We start from the raw sequence: 22,980 nt of genomic DNA on the forward strand, positions 1-22,980 counted from the left end.
TTAATTTACTACTTAACGCTCTCGAACAAGTCGAAAGCCTATATAATTCGCTCTAAAATCTGGTGCTAAAGCTAAGCGAGTTGATACTCTTGCCAAGCTCGGAGCAAAATTCCACGCACCACCACGTACAGTAACATCCTGTTGAGATGCACGCTTCTGCGTCCACTCCCATACATTTCCAACTGTGTCATACAGACCGTAACTATTTGGTGAAAACTGACTGACTGGAGCTGGGCTTTTATTTGACCACTCACTTCCGCACCAGCCACAATTTGCTAAATTTCTACCAATTTCATTTCCCCAAGGGTACTCTGAAGTTGTACCTGCGCGAGCAGCATATTCCCACTCGACTTCATTGGGTAATCGATATTGTTGTCCTTTTTCACCAGATAACCAATTAGCGTACGCTTTAGCGTCATCGTAAGCAACGCAGACAACGGGAAAATTATCTGATTGCTCATAGCCTGGGTTTTGCCAGTTAAATTCAAGTTCCCAAACAGGTTCACCGTTTTTATAAAATGCGCACCCTTTACCCTGCTCAGCTAACGTTTTATAACCCGTGCTTTGTGCAAAACGCCGAAAGGCGGCAACCGTGACTTCAGTACTTTGCATTGCATATGAGTGGCTTAGCACTTTTTCCACAATTGGACGCTCATTTGGCAAGCCATTACCCGTTAAGTCTCCCATCTTGAAAGTGCCAGCTGGAATAATCGCGAGTTCATTTTCAGTAGGTGACTGAGCAATAGACTGAACCGGTGAAGTGTTAGTTCCTGTTTTTTTACTGACTAACTGAGTAACTGACTGACGCTTTTTGACTAACTTTGCATTGATAGTTTGTGCTGCTTGTAGATGAATTCGCGCTTTGTAAGGTTCGTAACCGATTTTTCTGATTTCAACATCATAGAAGCCCGTTGGGATAGCAACCGTCGTTTTGGTCGCACCATAGCTCACTCCGTTGATGAATACTTCGTCATCGTAAACATTAGACCGTAATGTCAGCTCGACTGTTTTATCAGCCGTTTGTGACTTTTTTACAAGGGGGGTCTCCACGATGGGTTGTTTAGCAATAGTAGCCACATCCACCGTCGTGCTTTGTTTATCTGTAAAAGTCAGTTGGTCGTCGCTGTATATTGCCGTGTAATTTGATTGGTAATTGACGGCCAGTGGAGTGCCATATTCAACACAATAACGGTTATCTAAGCTTAACAAGTTACATAAACGACTGCTGTTTACATCGCCACGCATCGTCACACTTAAATTCACGCTGTAATTGCCTTGACCACTAAACCCGCTATTTACAACATGACTACTAACTACGTGTACCTGCGCTCCGGCCATATTGCGTTTTGGCTCAACCACTCTGCTTTCTGTCAAGTTAGCAAAGATTTGGTCAATAAAGCGTTTCGTTGCTTTTTGCAAACCCATCTGTTGACCACGCTGTTCACAAGCAGCCAAGGTTTCTGTGCGTTTACAATTAATCGTATGCTCTATCTCTAATGTACCTTCGCGAGTAAATTCGTTGCGAAGCCTTTCAACTCGTGCAGTACCGAGTTGATCCTTGAGGTTTTCAAGTGTATTCACCAAAGTATGTTTGGTGATGCGAACCTGCTCAATATCTTTTCGTTGAGATGCAATTGCCGCTATTTGCATCGCAATATCTTCTTTGTTTTGCTTGTGATCTGCTACCGCTTGTTGATAACGAGACTGCGCTGCGGAAATATCAATAGAGGGATCGTCAATCAACCTTCTATACAGCTCATTCATCGCATCCAATGCTTGATTTTTCTCTTTGTCTAACTCTCCAGACCGTTTGCGCAGTAATTCAAGCTGAGATTGTAGACGTGTTTCTTCTGCTAAGTGCTTTTCCAACACAACCGAGTATTTATCTAATTCAGTTTGCTTAGTAGACAGCTCAGATTCAATGGCTGTGACCGTCGCAGTGTCTTGCGCCATAGCGCTTGAAGCAACAGTACTCATGGCCAGAATAGAGGCCGAGACAATAAAAGTTAAAGGAGCAATTCGCATATGTTCCATTCCCAACAGCGGCAGTTGTTTGGTCTTGTTATTTCTTATAGTTAGGGCTCTATGCTATGTACTTACAAAGTAAAACACAAGCTTTGCACAATTAATATCTGAGTTTACAACTATTAACCAGCGTCTTGCCAGTTTTTAGATGAGATTTTGTCGATTTTTCTCTCTCATTACGCTGCGTTACACATTTAACATGACAATCTTCGCATCACTTAAAAAAGTAGTAACAAACACTGGAGTGAAATGTTGATGCTGTTTACCATAACACAGTGTCTGTTCATACCAACCTCGTCATGTTAGCAATCAAAGATATTAAAGAATCGCCAATTCAAATCATCAATCATCCGATACTGGAAAAATATGGTCTTACATTGCAAGTGAAACGTGATGACCTGATCCATCCAGTAATTCAAGGAAACAAATGGCGGAAGTTGAAATATAACTTACTTCATCTACAAAAATCCGGACTTGAAGAGCTGATCACCTTTGGCGGTGCTTTTTCTAATCATTTATACGCTACGAGTATGGCATGTAAACTATTTGGAATAGCAGGCCACCTGATTGTCAGAGGTCCAGAACTGGACTATCACAACCCTACACTAAAAATGGCGAGCGCATGTGGGCTAACCCTACACCCCGTCAGTCGCATAGAGTATAGACAAAGGTCGAATCCTGATTATTTACTGCGGTTGCAAGCCAAGTTTGAAAATGCCTTTATTATACCTGAAGGAGGAAGCAACCACTTTGCTTTACAAGGTATTCAAGAGCTTGCCACTTCACTACCACAGAGTGACTATATAATGACAGCTGTCGGTAGCGGAGGCACACTCGCAGGCCTGATAGCTGCATCGAAAAGTTCCCAAGTACTTGGTGTTACCGTGTTAAAAGGCGCGCAATACTTAGAACAAGAAATAAAAGCGCTACTACCCAACGATTGCTTTAATACTTGGGGACTTCTACATGACTTTCATCATGGCGGATATGCCAAAACCACACCGGAATTACTCTCATTTTGCGCTCACATGAAGGAAAAGTACGCACTCCCCTTGGAACCTATTTATACAGGCAAACTATTTTTCGCTATATTCTCTTTGGCACAGCAGGGTTATTTTGATAGCGGCAGTGTGATCACCGCTATCCACACAGGTGGATTACAAGGACTTGATGGGATGCGTTACATGCAGCAGGACCACCGTTAATCCTTGCGACACGGTGGTGTAAGTACATAATCAATATGTTGTGAGGATATTTATTGCTACCGCCACATCGGGTTAGTGAATATCCGCAAGCTGTTCCAGAGGCGCTGAAAAATAATGTCCTTGTGCGCCTTTAACGCCTAAGCTTTTAATACAACTTAACTCGCTTTGTGTTTCGATGCCCACAGCGTATACAGGGATCCCTAACCCTCTAGCTTGTGTAACAATTTGCCTTACGGTTCGTTTCCGATAAGCCGATTTCTCAATTTCATGCACCAATTCATAACTCAACTTAATCGCTTTGACCTGTTTGATAAGTGGGGTAGAAGCCAGAGATACCGTTTGTGTTACATTGTCCAAGTAAAGGTCACAACCTAAGCCTTTGAGCCGTCTAAAGGCTTGAAGCAATCTTTCTCCATGTAAATGCACATCTTCAATACTAAGCTCAAAACCGATTGCAGAGCCACCATGGGCAGCGACTATTTGCTGCTCTAACCAATCAATAAAAGTTTGATCTAGCCAGCTATTGATATGCAAATTTATACTGACCTTACCAAAGCTCTTTTCTTGTTGATAAACCGAAAGTACTTGCTTAACAATAGCCCTATCAAGAAATTGAAATTGCTCTGGTGTGTATAGATGCTGCATCACTTGTTTTGCAGAAATGCGTCCCATTTCCTTATGAGAGACCCTTAACAAGGCTTCGCTCACAATGACATCTTCCACCAAAAAATCGAACAGCGGCTGAAAAAACAATGAAAATTGCCCTGTTTTAAGATGAGTGAGCAGCATTTCACCATCTTCATTTAATCTTCTTGCGAGTAACTCTGTCAGGTGAACTAAGTGGGTATGTTGCCACACTTGATTTTGCGCAATCGCAAGTGCAGACTTTGCACTCTGATAAACTTGCGTTTGTTGCTTATTCTCTTGATAAAGACACGCCCCAAGCTTTACTTTGCTACGCGATAGGTCACCACGAAACGCTAACATGACTTTAAAAACGATTTCATGCATCTGCTTCGCCAATTCCATGCCTTTACTGGTATCAACCTGCTTTACGGTAACCGCTAATGCACCCGATGGTAAGTATTTTACCGCCACCGTACCAAACTCACTGAGCCCCTTAACCAATGCAAGCTGAAAGTGTAGCTGTAGATCAACCTCTTTTGGTGAATGACACTGCCAATGTACTAGTGCAAACAACGCATAACCTTCTTCAGATTTTATTGGTAACAATGTGCGCTCATCGTTATCTTCTTTGGGCTCAGGCTTACCGTATAAGAACCACCAGCGATGAACGAAAAGAACAAGACCAAAAAAAAGCAAATTGAAAAAAATAAGTAAGTGACCATGACTGACCCAGACAGGTTCATGATAGAGCACAACCGACCTTTCGTTAACCACAAACCGGTGAGCTTCGTGCTTTGCCAGAGGTAAAGTGCTGAAACCATGATTTGCCGCAATGCTCTCAGCATCCTGTTCCACTTTACTGGCTGTTAATTGAGTTATTTCAGCAGCAGCCGCTTCTCCTTGGCTGTGAATTTGCATGTGCAGCAAGTGTTGAATTAGAAAATTTAAGCATAACAACACAACCAAGCTGACCGCGATTAACTTGTTCCTGTATTGACTACTACATCCATCTAACAGCTGACTTGGCATAAGGCTTGATTTGGTTTGAAAGATAACTGAAGTGTTGTTCAAAATTGCACAAAACTCAAGCAAGGTTGAAGGTTATACCAATTTTCTTAATTAAGTGGACTATTTTGAGGCGAGAAAATCTTGTCGATAACCAGGCAAAAATTTTGCTATTTAGTTGTTCTAAATAAGAAATTTTTAACGCTGTTAGCGTCAGATTTACTCCTTCAAATTGAGCAAGTATTAAGTCAAATTGGTATTAAATTACCTCTATAAACTAAGCACCTGAGAACAAGTCAGAAAAGTGGTCGCGTTCAATATCAATTTATACGGAAAGGTTCCTATGAGGAAATCAATTACAACAACCCCAGCACGAGGCTGGGGTTAGAAAAAATTACACTATTTCACATGTTCTTTAGAACGGAATATCATCATCAAAATCGATTGGTGGCTCCATAGGGTTTGAGCTACCGCCTGACTGTGACTGGTTTTGATTCTGTTGCGGTGCAAACCCACCTTGCGATTGACCACCAAAGCCAGAAGATTGTTGTGTATTCTGCTGCGATTGCTGAGGTGCAAAGCCACCTTGTTGCTGGTTTGACTGCTGCTGTGGCTGCGCATACTGTTGTTGTGGCGCTTGATTATAGCTTTGTTGGCCATAGTTATTTTGCTGTTGCTGACCACCTTGGTATTGACCGCCGCCTTGGCCTTGCTGCTCACCACGGCCACCCAACATCTGCATTTGACCACCCATGTCTACAACAATTTCTGTTGTATACTTTTCTTGGCCGCTTTGATCTGTCCACTTACGAGTCTGCAAACGCCCTTCGATGTATACTTGTGAGCCTTTTCTCAGGTACTCACCAGCCACTTCTGCTAGCTTGCCAAATAGTACAACTCTGTGCCACTCAGTGCGCTCTTGTAGTTGACCGGTATTTTTATCCTTCCAGCTGTCTGTTGTCGCGATGCTGATGTTAGCCACACCATTACCATTTGGCATATAGCGAACTTCAGGATCTTGGCCCAGATTACCTACCAAAATTACTTTATTAACACCACGTGCCATGGCATTGTCTCCTCACATTATGACAAGCCTAGCAGTTGCTTGGCTTGCTTCAAATCAAAAACTTTATCGTCTACTTTCAAGTAACTACGATTCTCGTCACTCACGACTGTCGCTTCAAGCACACCTGGCAATAGAACTAGCTGTTCTGCTAACTTCGATGCTTGCTGTTCACTACCTACAGCAGCAACCAGACTAATCGTTTTGCTTTTTGGTGGCACTTGCATGCCCCAAGCGATAACGAACCATATTACCCCAATAATAGCCGTTGCGGCAAATATCGTATCGATCGCAAAATTTTGTGCCAACACTCCACCAAGTGCACCACCAATAAAGGCTCCCATAAATTGTCCAGAGGAGAATATCCCCATCGCAGAGCCCTTTTGATTTGCAGGAGCAATACGGGAAACCAGCGCAGGCATCGTTGCTTCAAGAAAATTGAATGCAATAAAATATATTAGCATCGCACCTGCAATAACCCATAAGGAATCAACGTAACAATATAAAATAGCTGAGCTTACTACTAACATTGCTATCGACAGTAAAAAGGTTTGCTTCTCTTTTTGTTTACGGATAGCCACTATCATCATCGGAGCCATTAATAAAAAGGCTAACAAGAAAACTGGGATATAAAGTTGCCAATGTTTGTCAGCTGCTAATCCATCTCGAATTAACTGACCAGGTAAAGCAACAAAAATAGTCGTTAGGGTTAGATGTAGAAGAAGCACACCAAGATCAAGCCTCAGCAGCTGTGAGTGTTGCAACAGACGTCGAATATCTGAAAAACTGGCGACCGTATCGCCTTTTGGCGCTTTATTAACGGCGTTAGGTACCATAAAAATAATAATGGCAATGCCGACAAACGCCAGTAGTGTCGTTAACCAGAAGATCCCGGCAATACCAAATGAAGCAGCAACCATAGGTCCTAAGAGCATAGCAAAAGCAAAACTCATACCTATGCACATACCAATAACAGCCATTACTTTAGGACGCTGCTCATCACGACTCAGGTCGGCAGCTAAGGCAAGTAGCGCGCTTGCAATTGCCCCCATTCCCTGTAAAGCACGACCAAGTGTGACCCAATAAATACTATCTGCTAACGCAGCAATAATAGAACCTAATGCAAATACCAGTAAGCCTGCAATGATAATAGGTTTACGACCAAACTTGTCAGATAACCACCCCATGGGAATTTGCAACAATGCTTGAGTTAAACCATACGCACCAATAGCTAACCCTATCCATAACGGTGACACATCTTCTAGGGATTGACCGTAAATAGCCAATACCGGCATCAACATGAACAAGCCAAGCATACGAAAAGCAAATACACCAGCAAGAGAAATAGCGGCTCGCTTTTCTATCGGATTTAAAGAGTCAGTAGACATAAGGCGGAATTCGTCCCTAGCAAAAATCACGCGCAAGTTTAACAAACTCTAGTGCTAACTTACACTAATTAGCAGAATAAAGTGTGTGATAGAAAAGCACGGTTAGACCTCAGTTTACGCTATATTTTTCAGTTATCTGATTTAATTTACCACTGCGCTTTAAGCGCTCAAATGCCTGTGTTAAGCGCTGTAATCGCTCAATCGAAGTGCGCTTTTTGCTGAAAGCAAAATAAACTGGATCTTCGTTGATAATCAGAGAGTTTATTGTAAACATCTCAAAATCTGGGTTGTTTTGACTCTGGTATAGAATATTGAATTTCTCTTCCAAAAAACCAGCAATACGCCCCTTTTTCAGCAAATTAAGTTTTACTTGATTATCTGGAACAAAGATGAATTGTGTTTCATTGTCTTTACGTTGTTTGAGCCGCTGAGTAAATGCCTCACCGTAATAGGCGTTACGTTGAATGGCAATTGGCTTTGAGAGGTGGAACAACGACTCTAATGAATCTAATTGATATGGCGCATGTGCATTCATTGCAAATACAATCGTTTCCATTCTTTGAGGACCAATAAAATAGGCATACTGTTCACGCAAAGGTGTTTTGGTAACACTTAAAATAAGATCTATTTCTCCTTCTTCTAGCAGCTTTAATGCCCGCCCCCAAGGAATACTCACAAAACGATAACGGCAACCCGCTTCATCCAGTAAAGCCTTAGCAAAATCCACATCCATTCCATGCCACACTAAATCCTCATCCAATTTTGATTGTGCCGCATAATTTTCAAACCTTACCACCAGCTCACAAGCCATAATACCCTGACAAAACAGCGCGAATAAGAGTAATAGTCGATACAAAGTACTGATCTCTGACTGATCGGTTTAATAAGTTTAGTTCGTTTAGCACAGATAACTTAATTTTATATTCGGGATGCGGTAATCTGTTCACTTCACATCATGTTATGACTGGTTCATATTTCATTTTGATGAATTAGTATCGCTCACTCACTACAGCACACGAGAAGACACAAGGGTCGTATGGATAAAATAGAAGTCAGGGGTGCCCGCACCCACAATTTAAAAGACATTTCTCTCACCATCCCTAGAGACAAGTTAATAGTGATCACAGGTCTCTCAGGTTCAGGTAAGTCGTCGTTAGCATTCGATACTTTATACGCGGAAGGTCAGCGACGCTACGTTGAGTCATTATCGGCATACGCGAGACAGTTTTTATCATTAATGGAAAAACCCGACGTCGATCATATCGAGGGGTTATCTCCAGCCATCTCTATTGAACAAAAATCGACCTCTCATAACCCACGCTCAACGGTCGGCACAATTACCGAGATATACGATTATCTTAGGTTGCTATTTGCTCGTGTAGGAGAGCCGAGATGCCCAACTCACAATTTGCCTTTAGCCGCGCAAACTATCAGCCAAATGGTAGACACTGTTTTAGCATTGCCACAAGACAGTAAATTAATGCTGTTGGCACCGGTGGTGAAAAATCGTAAAGGTGAGCATGTCAAGCTACTAGAGGAACTTGCCAGTCAAGGTTTTATACGGGCGCGTATTGATGGTGAAGTCTGCGATTTATCAGATCCACCAACACTTGAACTTCAGAAAAAGCACACTATCGAAGTTGTAGTCGATCGCTTTAAAGTCAAGCCTGGACTTGAACAACGCCTAGCAGAATCCTTTGAAACGGCACTGGAGCTAGCTGATGGCATCGCACAAGTTGCCTATATGGATGACAACCAAGCGGAAGAATTGGTCTTTTCAGCTAATTTTGCTTGTCCAAGCTGTGGCTACGCGATGACCGAGTTAGAGCCTCGACTCTTTTCTTTCAACAACCCAGCCGGAGCTTGTCAAAGCTGTGATGGCTTAGGAGTAAAGCAATACTTTGATCCAAAACGAGTCGTCCAAAATCCGGAGCTCAGTTTAGCTGGCGGGGCAATCAAGGGATGGGATAAGCGCAGCTTTTATTATTTCCAAATGCTAAGCTCTGTTGCAGAACAATACGGTTTTGATCTTGAAACTCCATTTAAAGAGTTACCTAGTAAATTCCAAAAAGTCGTATTGGAAGGATCAGGAAAAACCAAAATCGCTTTTAAATATCGCAACGATAGAGGCGATTTGATCACGCGTAATCACGAGTTTGAAGGTGTACTGAACAATATGAACCGCCGTTATCGAGAAACGGAGTCTAGTTCTGTGCGTGAAGAGCTTGCAAAATATCAAACCAGTCAAGCCTGCCCTAGCTGTGATGGTTCGCGACTGCGAGAAGAGGCGCGTCATGTATTTATCGGTGCGACCAACTTACCCGCTATCACAACTATGAGTATTGGTGAAGCAAGTCAGTTTTTTACTGAGCTGGCGCTTAGTGGGCAAAAAGCCCAAATCGCAGACAAAGTATTGAAAGAAATTCGCGATCGACTGTCATTTTTGATCAATGTTGGCTTGAACTATTTATCACTAGAGCGCAGTGCAGACACTTTATCCGGCGGAGAAGCTCAGCGCATCCGTCTTGCTAGCCAAATTGGAGCTGGTCTTGTTGGCGTAATGTACGTGTTAGATGAACCTTCCATTGGGCTACATCAACGCGACAATGACCGTCTGCTCAAAACGCTGACTCATCTAAGAGATCTTGGTAATACTGTTATCGTTGTTGAACATGACGAAGATGCTATCCGCGCAGCCGACCATATCATTGATATTGGGCCAGGTGCAGGTGTTCATGGTGGCTATGTTGTCGCTGAGGGTAATCGCGATGACATAATGCAGAGTAAAGACTCACTCACTGGGCAATATCTCAGTGGTGAAAAACGCATAGAAGTACCAGCGCAACGACACCTCAGCGATGACAAATGGTTAGAGTTGAAAGGTGCAACTGGCAATAACCTTAAGAATGTTAACTTGAGCGTTCCAGTTGGTTTAATGACCTGTATTACGGGAGTGTCAGGTTCAGGTAAATCCACTTTAATCAATGACACCCTATTTAAGCTTGCTCACCAAGAATTGAATGGCGCAACGACCCAAGAAGCGGCCCCCTACGAGTCAATCCAGGGTCTTGAGCATTTTGATAAAGTCATCGATATTGATCAAAGCCCTATAGGCCGTACTCCAAGGTCTAACCCTGCAACTTATACCGGTATTTTTACCGCCATCCGTGAACTATTTGCAGCGACCCAAGAAGCGCGTTCACGTGGCTACAAAGTAGGTCGCTTCAGTTTCAATGTCAAAGGTGGTCGTTGTGAAGCTTGCCAAGGCGATGGTGTCATTAAAGTAGAAATGCACTTTTTGCCGGATGTTTATGTACCTTGTGATGTATGTGCAGGCAAACGTTATAACCGTGAAACACTTGAGGTGCTTTATAAAGGTAAAAACATCCACGAAGTACTAGAGATGACTGTTGAAGATGCCAGAGCATTTTTTGATAAAATCCCAGCAATTAACCGCAAACTGCAAACGTTAATGGATGTTGGCCTTTCTTACATTCGTTTAGGGCAAGCCGCAACAACTTTGTCTGGAGGCGAAGCACAGCGGGTTAAGCTTGCGCGGGAGTTATCAAAACGAGATACAGGTAAAACACTCTACATTCTCGACGAGCCGACAACTGGGTTGCACTTTCATGACATACAACAACTACTTGCCGTGCTCCACCGTCTGCGTGACCATGGCAATACAGTACTTGTAATCGAGCATAACCTAGATGTCATCAAAACCGCGGATTGGATTGTAGATTTAGGTCCTGAAGGAGGAGCTGGAGGCGGACAAATATTGGTATCCGGAACGCCTGAGACAGTGGCAAACTTTGCAGGTTCTCATACCGGAAAGTACCTAAAACCTTTATTGTCATAATTTCTAAAAATCTCTATTATTGGTGCATAATAATTATAAACTTGCTTATTATGCACCAACTTCTTGCACCCAAAAATTTTACCGCCTACTTAGCTAAATTACGCTTTGGTTTTCAGCAATTTTGGCAAAGCCTAACACTCGCTCAGCGATACTACTTAATTAGCTTCCTTATTTTCCTCTTCAGTGTTACACAACCCGAAGATCATATTTTTACCGCGTGTTTGATTTTAATCACCACAGTTATTGCGTTGTGTTACGAATTTTGGCCCCGCATCATCACATTTTGGGAAAGCATTCCTGGTAAAACATTAATTCTGTTGTTTTACGCCTTAATCGCCAATTTTGTTCTGGTCCAAGCAGACGGCAGGATAAATGATTTAACTGGAGTCAGTACCGATAACTTTCCTTATACCCATAACCTCAGTGTTTTACTGTCATTACCAACATGGTTTTTTATTACTAGCACTTTCTTGTTGATACTGACGCAGCTTTTAATGACCTTCTATGTGGTGCTGCTATTCTTACTAAAGCCACTTCGTATCAAGCCATTTTGGCATGAAACCCACTATCGATTCCCTGCGACTACCGCAATCATTCGGCTTATCATGTGTTTTGTTCTACTTGCTTTTTTGGTGCTAGGTATAACAAAGTCAGGAGCTTCAAACACCATTGGAGAGCTTTCATCTGATTTTAAAATCGATGAAAATGGCATTACCTTTGAGGCGCGAGGAACTGTACCAGAAGCAGCCGAGTCTCTCACGACGGATATAAAAGCAGCGTCAACTGAGCTGAATGAGCTTCAAACAACGCCACCAGAAACACAAACTAGTGAGTCAACGTCGCTCTCAGTTTCTATTAACAATGGTTCAGAAACAGATAAGTCAGATGCTAGTCAAAACTATGATGAGGTGCTCAACCAAATTCTCGCCTATTTTATCTTTCGTTTTGAATCCGACGGTAGTTCGCGTTGCGAACATACCGAAGGGAGTAACATAGTCGAGCTAAACGATTATGAAATATTGGAGATCATGCCAAACAGCACAGCTAAATATGGTTATACATATACTGTTAAGCCCTGCATCTCCGCAGCCATAGGTCACCAGTTTAAAGGGCTTAAACCATAAAGTGAGCTAACGACTCTCGCTCTTGTTGACTAAGTGATTTTGAAGACTTTGTAGCAAAGTCATATCGAACCATAGTTGTTCTACCTTCAGCGCAGCACTCTTGGTGCTGCCAAGCTTGCTGTAATATCACAAAGGAGCTATTGCCAACACGCTCAATCACGGTCTTTATCTCCACCTCTTGACCATAAAATAGCTCGCCTTTAAAGGTTACTTCTACCTTCGCTACGATTAACTTCCATGCTTTGGGATTTAAATCAGGTGTAAATATTTTGAAAATAGGTGTGCGCGCAGCTTCAAACCATACGGGTAGTACGGTATTGTTAATATGTCCAAGCACGTCGGTGTCACAAAAACGCGGCATAAGTTTTTCAGACAACATGATAACTCCAATAAAAACTAGGGAAAAACATGAGTGATTTTATTCGCGTTTATGATAACGCACTCAGTTCAGACTTTTGTGATGAATTTATTCAGACCTTTGATCGCAGCCCACACTTACAGCAAGGAACCACATCTGGTGGTGTGGATTTGAACAAAAAGGTGAGTCAAGATCTCTATTTAAATTCTTATCCTGACTATGCCAAACAGTTACAGTACATTCAACAGGTTACAGCAAAGCACTTATTTGAATACCTTGAAGAACACTTTTTTATGATCATTGGTGCGTTCGGGCTTAAAGTGTACCATCCAAAAACAGGGGAACCTGTCGATGTAACTGTGGATAACTTTGAAGAAGTCGGCAAGCCACAACTCCCCGTGCTCACTCAGCAGCTGTTTCGTTTAGGTGCAATTCAAGCACAACGATATCAAATAAATAAAGGCGGCTACCCTTATTGGCACAGCGAAGTTTATCCTCAACACGACCATAATGAGGCTTTACACAGAGTACTATTATTTATGTTTTACCTTAATGATGTAGAGGAAGGTGGTGAGACTGAATTTTATTATCAGCAACGTAAAATTGCACCAGTAAAGGGTTCAATGGTTATCGCTCCTGGGTACTTTACTCATACTCACAGAGGCAACATTCCCATTTCCAACGACAAATACATATTAACCTCTTGGGTCTTGTTCAATAGGGCAGAGCAACTTTACGGCACACCTAAATAAGCTGAACCTTGCAGAATAAATAAAATGCGATGAGCAAAATCAGATGTACGAAAACATTATGTACTAACACTCATTTTGCTCGTATAAACTCAGCCCACTCCTTCAGCATTGGCATAAAATCTTCGTAACCGCAAATGGCCATCATACCTGATTCATCTAACGCTAACGCATCTTCTTGATACTGCATCACGTCCTCACTTTCATGAAACAACGCGTGACTTTCAAACAAGGCTTCTTGTGGGGTAAAAGTCGCGCGAATTTCTTTACCTGTGAGAATAAGCTCTTCCTTTTGAAAAGAGAGCGCTTCTAATTGAGAAATTAATGCTCTTACACTGTTATGATCAAGTTCTTCAGACAACCATCGGCCGATTAAAGCATGTTCATCATTAAAGCGAGCACGAAAGCCTGAAAGTGGATCACGAATAAATTGGTATTCCATTGTTACTATTTGCTAAAAAATACACCTTTGCATTATACCCCAGTAGTACCCGCTAAGCATTCATTGATAGAATTGCGCCTAGCTTAATTATATTTGGTTTGCGCATGTCACCTTTTGAGATTTTATTTCCCCTTATTTTTATTGTGTTATCTGGGTATGTCAGTGCCAAAGTTGGCTTTATTCCCATTAAACAACTTGATGGCTTGCGTGCCTTCATTTTTAACTTGTGTATTCCTGTTCTGCTATTTAGCAGTATGATACAAGCCGATTTAAGTAATTTAGCGGCCGGCTCCTTACTACTGTCATTTTACTTACCTGTGGCGCTGACTTACCTCGCGCTATATTTACTACTTTTTAGGGGGCGTAAATTTCCTAAGGCCGATTGTGCAACAAAGGCTTTGGGAGGAACCTACTCAAATACGGTGTTAGTGGGACTGCCAGTTATTTTGATGGCGCTCGGTAAGCAAGCTGGTGCAATGGTTTTTATGATCATTACTTTTCACAGTCTGATGCTGTTTTTTATGACTTTTTCTCTGGCCGCTAAAAATCAAGCTCTTATAGGGATCGTTAAACCTTTATTACTCAACCCGATAGTTATCAGTATTACTTCTGGATTAGTACTAAACATAGCTGGTGTCGAACCACCAAGCTTGTTGATGGAAAGTTTAAGCTGGCTGGCTAAACCCGCCATTCCAGGTGCTTTATTTATTCTCGGCGCGAGTTTGCTGCAATATGGGATAAAAGGACATCTGAAGGGGGCGCTATGGTTAAGTAGTGTAAAACTGGTTCTGTTACCCGCATGCGTTTACTTGTTTGCAATTTATCTAGAGCTACCGACGCAACAGGTGCAAGTCATCACATTAATGAGCGCCTCTCCACTGGGTGTAAATGCTTATCTTGTTGCGCGTCAGCTAGACAGTCAAGCGGCGACGCTTGCCGCCACCGTAGTGCTGTCTACTATGCTAAGCGTTGTCACGCTTTCAGGTTGGCTATTCCTACTGGTCTAGCCATCAATACCGAGGGGGCGTATATTTTGCTGCATCAATAATAGCCCAAATATGGAATATTCCAGCAACAATGGCTGGGATGAGAAGAAACCATAACGCATAGCCACCGAATACAATGATAGCGAAAATCAGGGCAGATAAAATTCGCCCTTGAACCAACTGGCCAAGGCCAGGGAAAAATATGTTACAAAGCGCAGCGATGACATTACCACCAGAACCTTGTCCAGACATAGTTACCTCTCTTAGTTACTTTAAGTCTTTATTTTGATGTATCAGGTTTCGTGCCAAACTTAACCTTTTGATTTTATTTAAAATAAAGCAAACCAACCATTTTCTATTTACTAAAAGTTCGCCTAAACCACTAACTTTTAGCTTAAAGTTTAGCTATATTGTGCTTCGCAGCTCAATCTTTATGATTTGCAAAGAACAATAATGAAAACAGGATGTCCTATGCTGAGCAAGTTTACCACCCCACTCACTAAATTAGTCGATAAGTACCTTCCAGATCCATTTGTTATTGTACTTTTGCTCACTTTTTCGGTGATGCTACTGGCCTTTGCGTTTACACCTAGCACTCCTATCTTAATCATAGAAGCATGGGGCAATGGTTTTTGGAAGCTACTTACTTTTGCCATGCAAATGTTACTGGTTCTGTTATGTGGCCATATGCTCGCAATCACCCCCCCTGTGGCTAAGCTGTTAGATAAGTTAGCTCGAATAGCCCAGACCCCGTCTCAAGCTATTATGTTAACGACGCTCGTCGCTATGAGTGCTAGCTGGCTTAACTGGGGGTTTGGCCTTGTGGTCGGTGCTTTATTTGCTAAGGCCATCGCAAAGCACGTAAGAGTAGACTATCGCCTCTTAGTGGCTAGCGCATACTCAGGTTTTATTGTATGGCATGCGGGGTTAGCAGGCTCAATTCCGCTAACCATCGCGACACCTGGGCACTTTAGTGAGCAGAGCATAGGTGTTATTGCCACCACCGAAACTATCTTTTCACCATTTAACCTATTGATGACATTGTGTATCTTTATTGTTTTGCCGCTTTTAAATAAGTTCATGCTACCAAAAGATAACGAAGCCATTATCATAGATAAAACAAAGCTACACGATGACTCCCCGCAAATTAGTCATCACGATACCCCAGCATCTCAATTAGAAAATGCTGCATGGATAGGAATATTGAGCGGAATGCTAGGTATTTTTTATTTGGCCTACACTTTCATTTTCAACGGAGGGACACTCACTCTCAATACCGTTATCGCTCTCTTTTTGTTCTTAGCCATGATGCTACACAAAACCCCAGCTAATATCTTAGCCAGCCTGCAACAAGCAATCCAAGGTGGTGCAGGGATTGTCATTCAGTTTCCGTTTTATGCTGGGATCATGGCGATTATGATCGATACTGGTCTTGCACAACAAATATCACAAGGCTTCGTATCTATAAGTAGTCAATGGACACTGCCTGTTTGGAGTTTTTTAAGTGCTGGTCTGGTTAATATCTTTGTGCCTTCTGGTGGTGGTCAATGGGCTGTACAAGCTCCAATCATTATTCCTGCGGCTGAAGCGCTAAATGCAGACATATCCAGAGTCGCAATGGCTGTCGCTTGGGGAGACGCTTGGACTAACCTTATCCAGCCTTTTTGGGCACTGCCTGTACTTGCCATTGCGGGGCTCAAAGCCAAAGATATTATGGGTTTTTGTTTAGTACAGTTATTGGTAACAGGCACAATCATCACTGCGCTCTTATTGCTACCATTGTAATAAGGCGCTTTACGCGCCTTATTAGTTATTTTAGCTGGATAAAATCTTCATCGGCAAACTCAGAATTGGATTGTCAGAATCAGCAAAGTGCATCATTACAGCAACATGCCCACATACCACCAACACGTACATTAGGGCACTGACCACCTGACCATATCTATCTAATGGTATTAAGTGACTGTGGTGACGCCCTCGCCATTCCAGCAAGATTTCAAAACTCCCAACCAAAATAAAGATAACGAGCAATATCAATCCAAATGTATAGCTGATCCAAAGGCCCAGCATCACACCAGCCATACATGCTAATAGTCCCACCCAAGAGCGCATCGAAAAACTAATGCTCTTAAGTACATGGCCACCGTCCAGTGGCAAAATGGGTAATAAGTTAAATAAGTTGAGCAATGCGCTCAATACCGCGACGCCTGCGAATATTTCCATTTCTGTCGCGTAATAGAGCACGACACCTAAAATTGAGGTAATTAATCCAAAAGCAGGCCCCATCAAAGAGATCACTACATCTTGCCAACGTGTCACTATTTTATCATCGCTCACCGCAAGACCGCCGACAAATGGAATTAGATAAATCCCTTTTGTCTTGATACCAAAATAGCGCATCGCTCTAACATGACCATATTCGTGCACAACCAAACAGGCTACGAGCATAAGTGCAAATTGCCATGAAAATAGCCAAGCATAACCAGCCACAGACGCTCCAGCTAGAGCAGCTTTAACCACTTTTGCACTTTTAAATAGCTTAAGCCCCAGAGCAGCTAAACCAAAAAGGCTGCGTTTTTCTTTGGGTGTCTCGGTGCTTACCTCTACCCACTGAGTATCGGAGTCGTTAACAATAATACCCAAAAGCCCTTGTGGAAGTTGCTCTGTACGTACAGCTAAGGCTTGACCTTCAACTGACGCACTGACGTAACCTCCATGCTCCTCAAAAGCAATCGCTTGCTGCTCAACAAATATTTGTACAACCTGCTGTTGATTAAAAAATATAGATACAGCCTTCTCGGCTAGCGATAATTCGACTCTATTCATATCCAAACCCAAAAATCGTTTGCAGTATTATCACTAAAACTAGGCATTGCACAATGTCTTTACCGTTACTAGGTTAGAAAAATCAATGCAAAATTCGATAATGGGATTAAAAGTTGAGTAAAAGTCATGTCGTTAAGAATGCGCGAATTTAAGCACTTTGGAATATTTGTACTAAGCTTTAAGAAGGTTCGGTATACGAAGGAATTGTTAATGTCATTAGCAAAAAATCGGATAATGGTAGTAGATGATTCTCCAGCAATACTCGTTGTGATGCAGGCCATTATGACAGAGTTAGGGATTGAGCATGTCACCACCTGTTCAAGCGCGATCAATGCCCTTGAAAAAGTTCGGCAAACTCCTCACCAGTTTGATGCCGTTTTCACCGATCTCAATATGCCTGAGATGGATGGCATGGAGTTTATACACAAGCTCGGAGAACTGAAGTTTTCTGGTGGTATTATTATTATTTCTGAAATGAATGAAAAGATAATTGACCTAGCAACAAACCTAGCCCGCCAATCAAATGCACACCTCATCGGTAATATAACCAAGCCAATACAGCTAATCGATGTCGAACGCATGCTGAAAAAAATGTCAACCTATACAACCGTTAAACGCAATAGCATTGAAAAAGTTACTGAGGGTCAATTACTTCATGCAATCAGCCACAATGAAATAACGCCTTATTATCAGCCTAAAGTGAACCGGGGTGATAAGAAAATTAAGAGTGTTGAAGTGCTGGCACGCATAGTGTCAAAAAGTGCGACCAAAGTCATATTACCGGATCACTTCATCGGGGTAGCAGAAGACACTGACTTAATTAATATCATCACCTTTCAATTATTTGAAAAAGCAACCAATGAGTTTAAAGCCATCAAGTCAGAGCTAAATTACCCAATTAAACTGGCATTCAATTTATCACCAGTTCAGCTCAATGATCTAAGCTGCCCAGATAAACTTGCATTAATATTGGAAATCAACCGCTTAAAACCGAGTGATATTATTTTAGAAATCACCGAAAACCAGCCAATGAATCAGTCAATTCAATTGGAAACAATGAATCGATTACGGATCCGTGGTTTTGACATTTCATTGGACGATTTTGGTACGGGCTTTACCAATATCCAGCAGTTAAAGTCTTTACCCTTTACTGAGATAAAAATCGATCGCTCTTTGATCACCCATGTCGAGTCAGATAGATTTTCGCAAGTTCTCATCGACAGCCTTATAGACATAGCGCAGAATCAACAGCTTGATATAGTTGCCGAAGGTATTGAGCGCATTGAAGAGCTACAATACCTTGATCGTTATAAACATAGCCTGTTGATGCAAGGCTTTTTAATCAGCAAGCCAAAACCATTAGATGAACTCATAAGCTGGATTCATTCTTGGCAGCGTATGATTAATTCGAACCCTTAACCTCAGGCTGTTCGGGCTGCTCTGCGACTTTTTCCGCTTCCAGATGCTCAAGCGCTTCAGTCTCATCAATATCCTCAATCAGGTTATCATGATTGTCTACACGCTCTCGCCACTTTTGTTTTGCAGCCGCCTGCATATTGGTCGTTTGTTCCCTTTCATCGACAATGTCCATCCCCATTAGGGATTCGAGTAAGTCCTCTAGGGTGACAATACCTTGTACATCTCCGTATTCATCAACCACTAATGCAATATGTAAGCGCTTCGAGAGCAGCGCCTTAAATAACTCAGGAGCTGCTAGAGTTTCAGGTACAGTGTATAGCGGACGAGAAAGCTTACCAATTTTATATTCTTCCCCTAAACGGTGATAGGCAAGCATGATGTCATTCTTATGAACAAAACCGATAATATCATCGGTGTTTTTATCAAATACCAAGACTCGAGAAAATGCAACCGAACCATGCTCTGATAAGTATCCATGCACCGTCATATCTTTGTGGACTTTGAACAACACTGTTCTTGGGGTCATAATACTTTCAAGTCGTGCATGGCGAAAACGTAGCAGGCTTCGGATAGTCTCGGTCTCATCTTGGTGTAAAGCACCTGCTTCAGAACCAATTTCAGCCATCGCTTCTATTTCTTGACGAATATAATGCGCTTCATCTTCTTTTCGGCCTATTACTTTGGTTAACTGATCAGACATCCATACAAACGGTTTAAGCACCCGCACTAACCATACCAGCATACTGGACACTACAGGCGTTAAAGCACGCCAATAAGTCGCCCCTAAAGTTTTTGGAATAATTTCGGATAGTACTAAGACGAGCAATGTCATGATTGCAGATGCAATACCAACAGCTGCATCTGAAAATACCACAGCAGCTTGCGCCCCCACCCCAGCTGCACCAGCAGTATGGGCAACGGTATTAAGTGTTAGGATCGCAGAAAGTGGCTGATCTATATTATCTTTGAGCGTTTGTACACGATCGGCTAACCCACCATTGTCTTGTCTAAGTATCCCGATATGGCTTGGCGTAATACTTAGCAATACGGCTTCCATCACCGAGCAAATAAACGAAATAGCTATCGCCAAAAACATATAGGTTAAAAGTAGGGTCAAGTATGTACTCCTCTTAATTTAAAACATAAGTATGGGCGCGCGGTATGCTCGATCAAACAATTAAATGAGAGCTCGCCAGCTTTATTGACGCCAAATCTTAAATTTAGGACGTCTATCGCAGCAATACAACCGAGTTAAAATACTATGATATAGTTTTATCATCTAATTACCTACATTAGGCGCAAATAAATGAAATTACATACAGCCGTTACTCTACTATTTACGGCAGTTTCAACACAACTATCCGCAAGCCCATTAGATGAATCGAAAATACAATTTTTGGGGCCGATTGCAATCAACTCGACAATTAAGCCTGCTGACACCGCACACCGCGATGCGATTATCGACAATTTATTGCCTACTCTACAAAAAAATACAAACCAAATAATGCTCTTTAATCAGCAGAGCAAGTGGCAGCCATTAAATAAAATATCAAAGTTAACGATACCTGGTTTACAAGCACTAAAGTTTAACTTCACGACTGAGCGCTTTGTATCTGGCAAACTAAAGCTCGAGGGTATTGAGAAAGCCAAGGTCTTTTTAAATGGTGAAGCCGTGAGTGGCATTAGCGAAATCCAACTGGATGTTGCCAAAGGAGATCATCAAGTCCTTGTGGTTGCGGAGCAAGTGAACGATTGGAACAAGGTAGACATTAGTTTTGAAGGTAAAGCTGACCATGACTCCATTACTCTAACCGACAAGCAGACTAAAGCACTTTCAGCTAAGCAGCTTTTCGATGCACCTACTGTAAGCGCAATTTCATTATCTCCAAATGGAGAATATTACATCACAACGATGCGTCGTTATAACGATGAAAAAGGTAACTCTGCGATTACAGAAACCACTTTATATAATGAAGATGGTGAGGCATTATATCACTTTGATGGTATGAATGCCGCTAATTTTGCTTGGCGTGACGACAGTGAAAAGCTTACCTACTTATCTGATAATAAAGCGTATATCTTTGACTTAAAGACAACTAAAAGGACTCAGGTTGCCAGCCAACTAAATGGCGCAAATAGCATAACCTTCTTCGACGAAAATACACTCATTTTTGAATGGACCAACAGTGGCAAAGAAGAAGGCAAGTTGACCAAACACTATCAAGGTCTAGAAGACCGCTGGTCATATGCTCGCACTCAATCACAAATATTCTTACTAGATATTACTAGCGGTCTGCTTAACCCTGTTACTGTCGGCACACAAAGCCATCAGCTAGCTGACTTTGATGCTAAAGCGAACACAATTCTCGCAACTCGTCATCAGCAAGATTATGCTCAGCCACCACATATGCTGACTGAGCTGATAGAAATTGATTTATCAAACTATCAGCAAAAAGTGATTGGTCAATATCGAACGTTCAATAATGCACAATATACAAAAGAGGGGATCTATGTTACCGCAGGCCCCGATTTTGCAAACGGAGCGGGCCGAAACTTACCAGAAGGTATGCTAGCGAACAATTACGATGGTCAGCTCTATCTCATGGATCGAAGCGGGCAAAACGTTAAAGCATTGAGTAAAAACTTTGACCCTGCGATCAGTAACTTTACCGTACTGAATAATGGTGATGTTGTACTAAAAGCGACTGATGAAGACCGCCAGCAACTTTTCTTGTTTGACGAGAGCAAAAATAAATTCAAAAGAATAAACACAGGACTAGATGTCGTTGAAAAATATGCTGTATCAGATGAACGTCATGCTCAAGTATTATTTACTGGCACGACGGTCTCAACACCACAACAGCTGAAAACTATACACGTCTCAGATAACCGCTCAAAAACACTCTGGGACTCAAAAGGTATCGCTTATCAGGGTGCTGAAATAGCGAACCTAGAAGAGTTTAACTTCACAAACAAAGAAGGTGTGGAGATAAAAGGTCGTGTTTATTTGCCTCATGATTTAGATAAATCTAAAAAGTACCCTGCACTTGTATACTATTATGGTGGCACATCTCCTGTTACTAGAGGCTTCTCTGGACGCTACCCATTTAATTTATGGGCAGCCAAAGGCTATGTTGTCTACGTACTACAACCAACAGGTGCAACCGGGTTTGGGCAAAAATTCTCAGCCGAACACGTCAACGCATGGGGTGAACATACTGCAAATGACATCATCATGGGAACTAAAGAGTTCGTAAAAGCTTATCCTTTTGTTGATGATAAACGCTTGGGTAACCTCGGCGCATCTTATGGTGGCTTTATGACAATGCTACTAACCACCAAAACCAATTTATTCTCAGCCTCTATCTCACACGCTGGTATTTCAAATATTACCTCTTACTGGGGACAAGGCTGGTGGGGCTATTTATATTCAGGCGAAGCATCAAAGGGAAGCTTCCCTTGGAATAATCCAACACTTTATTCACAGCATAGCCCTGTTTTTAATGCAAATAAGGTAACAACACCGTTATTACTTATCCATGGTGATGCAGATACAAATGTGCCACCGGGTGAAAGTCATAATATGTATACTGCGCTTAAAATACTCGGCCAAGATGTTGAGTTAGTGGAATACAAAGGAGCAGATCACCAAATATTCGCTCGCGATAAACGCTTCCACTGGTGGGATACCATGCTGGCGTATTTTGACAAACACCTTAAAAATGAGCCGCAGTGGTGGCAACACCTGTACGGTAAATAAATTTGTTTTACGGCGGTGCCTTTGGCACCGCTTTTTGATTATGTAAGCGGCAAATAGCACCATCATTGTATATAATTTAATAATATAAGGGCTATCTCTCTTGATTGTTCAAGAAAGGCGGGGTAACGTGCCCAATATATAGAG

General features: G+C 42.1%; 18 protein-coding genes. 8 read left to right on the plus strand and 10 right to left on the minus strand.

Annotated elements, in window-relative coordinates:
• Positions 1-12: 12 nt before the first annotated feature.
• Positions 13-2,025, minus strand: coding sequence for an SUMF1/EgtB/PvdO family nonheme iron enzyme (locus J8Z24_RS15515; RefSeq protein WP_176033131.1), 2,013 nt, complete (start codon positions 2,023-2,025; stop codon positions 13-15).
• A gap of 299 nt (positions 2,026-2,324) precedes the next feature.
• Between J8Z24_RS15515 and J8Z24_RS15520 the strand changes: the two genes are divergently transcribed.
• Positions 2,325-3,230 carry a 1-aminocyclopropane-1-carboxylate deaminase/D-cysteine desulfhydrase gene (locus J8Z24_RS15520; RefSeq protein ID WP_176033130.1) on the plus strand — a complete coding sequence of 302 codons (906 nt, stop codon included), beginning with the start codon at positions 2,325-2,327 and terminating at the stop codon, positions 3,228-3,230.
• 72 nt (positions 3,231-3,302) lie between these two features.
• Here the strand turns inward: J8Z24_RS15520 and J8Z24_RS15525 are convergent, their stop codons facing one another.
• The 4 genes from J8Z24_RS15525 to J8Z24_RS15540 form a co-directional block, all read right to left on the minus strand.
• A complete protein-coding gene (locus tag J8Z24_RS15525) occupies positions 3,303-4,775 on the minus strand; it encodes an EAL domain-containing protein (RefSeq protein ID WP_252094951.1) in 1,473 nt (490 codons plus the stop codon).
• 502 nt (positions 4,776-5,277) lie between these two features.
• The gene (ssb, locus tag J8Z24_RS15530; RefSeq protein ID WP_125251194.1) at positions 5,278-5,928 is read right to left on the minus strand and encodes a single-stranded DNA-binding protein; all 651 of its coding nucleotides are present in this window, start codon (positions 5,926-5,928) and stop codon (positions 5,278-5,280) included.
• 17 nt (positions 5,929-5,945) lie between these two features.
• Positions 5,946-7,313 (minus strand): MFS transporter, encoded by a 1,368-nt coding sequence (locus J8Z24_RS15535; protein ID WP_176033128.1) that lies wholly within the window; start codon positions 7,311-7,313, stop codon positions 5,946-5,948.
• A 109-nt stretch (positions 7,314-7,422) separates the two neighbouring features.
• Positions 7,423-8,169 carry a substrate-binding periplasmic protein gene (locus J8Z24_RS15540; RefSeq protein WP_125251196.1) on the minus strand — a complete coding sequence of 249 codons (747 nt, stop codon included), beginning with the start codon at positions 8,167-8,169 and terminating at the stop codon, positions 7,423-7,425.
• A 180-nt stretch (positions 8,170-8,349) separates the two neighbouring features.
• Between J8Z24_RS15540 and uvrA the strand changes: the two genes are divergently transcribed.
• Together uvrA and J8Z24_RS15550 are read left to right on the plus strand one after the other, a co-directional pair.
• The gene (uvrA, locus tag J8Z24_RS15545) at positions 8,350-11,172 is read left to right on the plus strand and encodes an excinuclease ABC subunit UvrA (protein WP_147389515.1); all 2,823 of its coding nucleotides are present in this window, start codon (positions 8,350-8,352) and stop codon (positions 11,170-11,172) included.
• 50 nt (positions 11,173-11,222) lie between these two features.
• Positions 11,223-12,296, plus strand: coding sequence for a hypothetical protein (locus J8Z24_RS15550; RefSeq protein WP_125251198.1), 1,074 nt, complete (start codon positions 11,223-11,225; stop codon positions 12,294-12,296).
• Here the strand turns inward: J8Z24_RS15550 and J8Z24_RS15555 are convergent.
• Positions 12,286-12,675: an acyl-CoA thioesterase gene (locus J8Z24_RS15555; protein WP_252094953.1), complete on the minus strand. Its 390-nt coding sequence runs from the start codon at positions 12,673-12,675 to the stop codon at positions 12,286-12,288. The two genes, J8Z24_RS15550 and J8Z24_RS15555, sit on opposite strands and share 11 nt — an antisense overlap.
• Positions 12,676-12,704: 29 nt before the next feature.
• Between J8Z24_RS15555 and J8Z24_RS15560 the strand changes: the two genes are divergently transcribed.
• Complete coding sequence (locus tag J8Z24_RS15560; protein WP_125251200.1) at positions 12,705-13,406, plus strand: 2OG-Fe(II) oxygenase; 702 nt, start codon at positions 12,705-12,707, stop codon at positions 13,404-13,406.
• A 70-nt stretch (positions 13,407-13,476) separates the two neighbouring features.
• Here the strand turns inward: J8Z24_RS15560 and J8Z24_RS15565 are convergent, their stop codons facing one another.
• Positions 13,477-13,845 (minus strand): YacL family protein, encoded by a 369-nt coding sequence (locus tag J8Z24_RS15565; RefSeq protein WP_125251201.1) that lies wholly within the window; start codon positions 13,843-13,845, stop codon positions 13,477-13,479.
• Between the two features lie 104 nt (positions 13,846-13,949).
• Between J8Z24_RS15565 and J8Z24_RS15570 the strand changes: the two genes are divergently transcribed.
• The gene (locus tag J8Z24_RS15570; RefSeq protein ID WP_176033125.1) at positions 13,950-14,852 is read left to right on the plus strand and encodes an AEC family transporter; all 903 of its coding nucleotides are present in this window, start codon (positions 13,950-13,952) and stop codon (positions 14,850-14,852) included.
• Positions 14,853-14,855: 3 nt separating this feature from the next.
• Here the strand turns inward: J8Z24_RS15570 and J8Z24_RS15575 are convergent, their stop codons facing one another.
• On the minus strand, positions 14,856-15,083 hold the full coding sequence (locus J8Z24_RS15575; RefSeq protein ID WP_125251203.1) for a hypothetical protein: 228 nt from the start codon (positions 15,081-15,083) through the stop codon (positions 14,856-14,858).
• Between the two features lie 219 nt (positions 15,084-15,302).
• Here J8Z24_RS15575 and J8Z24_RS15580 point away from each other — a divergent pair, with 219 nt between their 5' ends.
• Positions 15,303-16,616, plus strand: coding sequence for a short-chain fatty acid transporter (locus J8Z24_RS15580; protein ID WP_176033166.1), 1,314 nt, complete (start codon positions 15,303-15,305; stop codon positions 16,614-16,616).
• Positions 16,617-16,646: 30 nt separating this feature from the next.
• On the opposite strand, the gene J8Z24_RS15585 is transcribed toward J8Z24_RS15580, so the two are convergent.
• Positions 16,647-17,657 (minus strand): site-2 protease family protein, encoded by a 1,011-nt coding sequence (locus J8Z24_RS15585; protein ID WP_128730833.1) that lies wholly within the window; start codon positions 17,655-17,657, stop codon positions 16,647-16,649.
• Positions 17,658-17,867: 210 nt separating this feature from the next.
• On the opposite strand from J8Z24_RS15585, the gene J8Z24_RS15590 reads away from it, so the two are divergent.
• Positions 17,868-19,076: an EAL domain-containing response regulator gene (locus J8Z24_RS15590; protein WP_147389519.1), complete on the plus strand. Its 1,209-nt coding sequence runs from the start codon at positions 17,868-17,870 to the stop codon at positions 19,074-19,076.
• On the opposite strand, the gene J8Z24_RS15595 is transcribed toward J8Z24_RS15590, so the two are convergent.
• The gene (locus J8Z24_RS15595; protein ID WP_252094954.1) at positions 19,060-20,193 is read right to left on the minus strand and encodes a CNNM domain-containing protein; all 1,134 of its coding nucleotides are present in this window, start codon (positions 20,191-20,193) and stop codon (positions 19,060-19,062) included. The two genes, J8Z24_RS15590 and J8Z24_RS15595, sit on opposite strands and share 17 nt — an antisense overlap.
• A 189-nt stretch (positions 20,194-20,382) precedes the next feature.
• On the opposite strand from J8Z24_RS15595, the gene J8Z24_RS15600 reads away from it, so the two are divergent.
• The gene (locus J8Z24_RS15600) at positions 20,383-22,836 is read left to right on the plus strand and encodes an alpha/beta hydrolase family protein (RefSeq protein WP_252094955.1); all 2,454 of its coding nucleotides are present in this window, start codon (positions 20,383-20,385) and stop codon (positions 22,834-22,836) included.
• Positions 22,837-22,980: the final 144 nt, after the last annotated feature.

This window comes from Pseudoalteromonas sp. SCSIO 43201 (assembly GCF_023716725.1).
In the GTDB taxonomy this organism is placed as follows: domain Bacteria; phylum Pseudomonadota; class Gammaproteobacteria; order Enterobacterales; family Alteromonadaceae; genus Pseudoalteromonas; species Pseudoalteromonas peptidolytica.

What these genes read in the sequence shown, in the direction of transcription:
- J8Z24_RS15515 (WP_176033131.1), bottom strand. Translation starts at nt 2,025, where the DNA reads ATGCGAATTGCTCCTTTAACTTTTATTGTCTCGGCCTCTATTCTGGCC.
- J8Z24_RS15520 (WP_176033130.1), top strand. Translation starts at nt 2,325, where the DNA reads ATGTTAGCAATCAAAGATATTAAAGAATCGCCAATTCAAATCATCAAT.
- J8Z24_RS15525 (WP_252094951.1), bottom strand. Translation starts at nt 4,775, where the DNA reads ATGCAAATTCACAGCCAAGGAGAAGCGGCTGCTGCTGAAATAACTCAA.
- ssb (WP_125251194.1), bottom strand. Translation starts at nt 5,928, where the DNA reads ATGGCACGTGGTGTTAATAAAGTAATTTTGGTAGGTAATCTGGGCCAA.
- J8Z24_RS15535 (WP_176033128.1), bottom strand. Translation starts at nt 7,313, where the DNA reads ATGTCTACTGACTCTTTAAATCCGATAGAAAAGCGAGCCGCTATTTCT.
- uvrA (WP_147389515.1), top strand. Translation starts at nt 8,350, where the DNA reads ATGGATAAAATAGAAGTCAGGGGTGCCCGCACCCACAATTTAAAAGAC.
- J8Z24_RS15550 (WP_125251198.1), top strand. Translation starts at nt 11,223, where the DNA reads ATGCACCAACTTCTTGCACCCAAAAATTTTACCGCCTACTTAGCTAAA.
- J8Z24_RS15555 (WP_252094953.1), bottom strand. Translation starts at nt 12,675, where the DNA reads ATGTTGTCTGAAAAACTTATGCCGCGTTTTTGTGACACCGACGTGCTT.
- J8Z24_RS15560 (WP_125251200.1), top strand. Translation starts at nt 12,705, where the DNA reads ATGAGTGATTTTATTCGCGTTTATGATAACGCACTCAGTTCAGACTTT.
- J8Z24_RS15565 (WP_125251201.1), bottom strand. Translation starts at nt 13,845, where the DNA reads ATGGAATACCAATTTATTCGTGATCCACTTTCAGGCTTTCGTGCTCGC.
- J8Z24_RS15570 (WP_176033125.1), top strand. Translation starts at nt 13,950, where the DNA reads ATGTCACCTTTTGAGATTTTATTTCCCCTTATTTTTATTGTGTTATCT.
- J8Z24_RS15575 (WP_125251203.1), bottom strand. Translation starts at nt 15,083, where the DNA reads ATGTCTGGACAAGGTTCTGGTGGTAATGTCATCGCTGCGCTTTGTAAC.
- J8Z24_RS15580 (WP_176033166.1), top strand. Translation starts at nt 15,303, where the DNA reads ATGCTGAGCAAGTTTACCACCCCACTCACTAAATTAGTCGATAAGTAC.
- J8Z24_RS15585 (WP_128730833.1), bottom strand. Translation starts at nt 17,657, where the DNA reads ATGAATAGAGTCGAATTATCGCTAGCCGAGAAGGCTGTATCTATATTT.
- J8Z24_RS15590 (WP_147389519.1), top strand. Translation starts at nt 17,868, where the DNA reads ATGTCATTAGCAAAAAATCGGATAATGGTAGTAGATGATTCTCCAGCA.
- J8Z24_RS15600 (WP_252094955.1), top strand. Translation starts at nt 20,383, where the DNA reads ATGAAATTACATACAGCCGTTACTCTACTATTTACGGCAGTTTCAACA.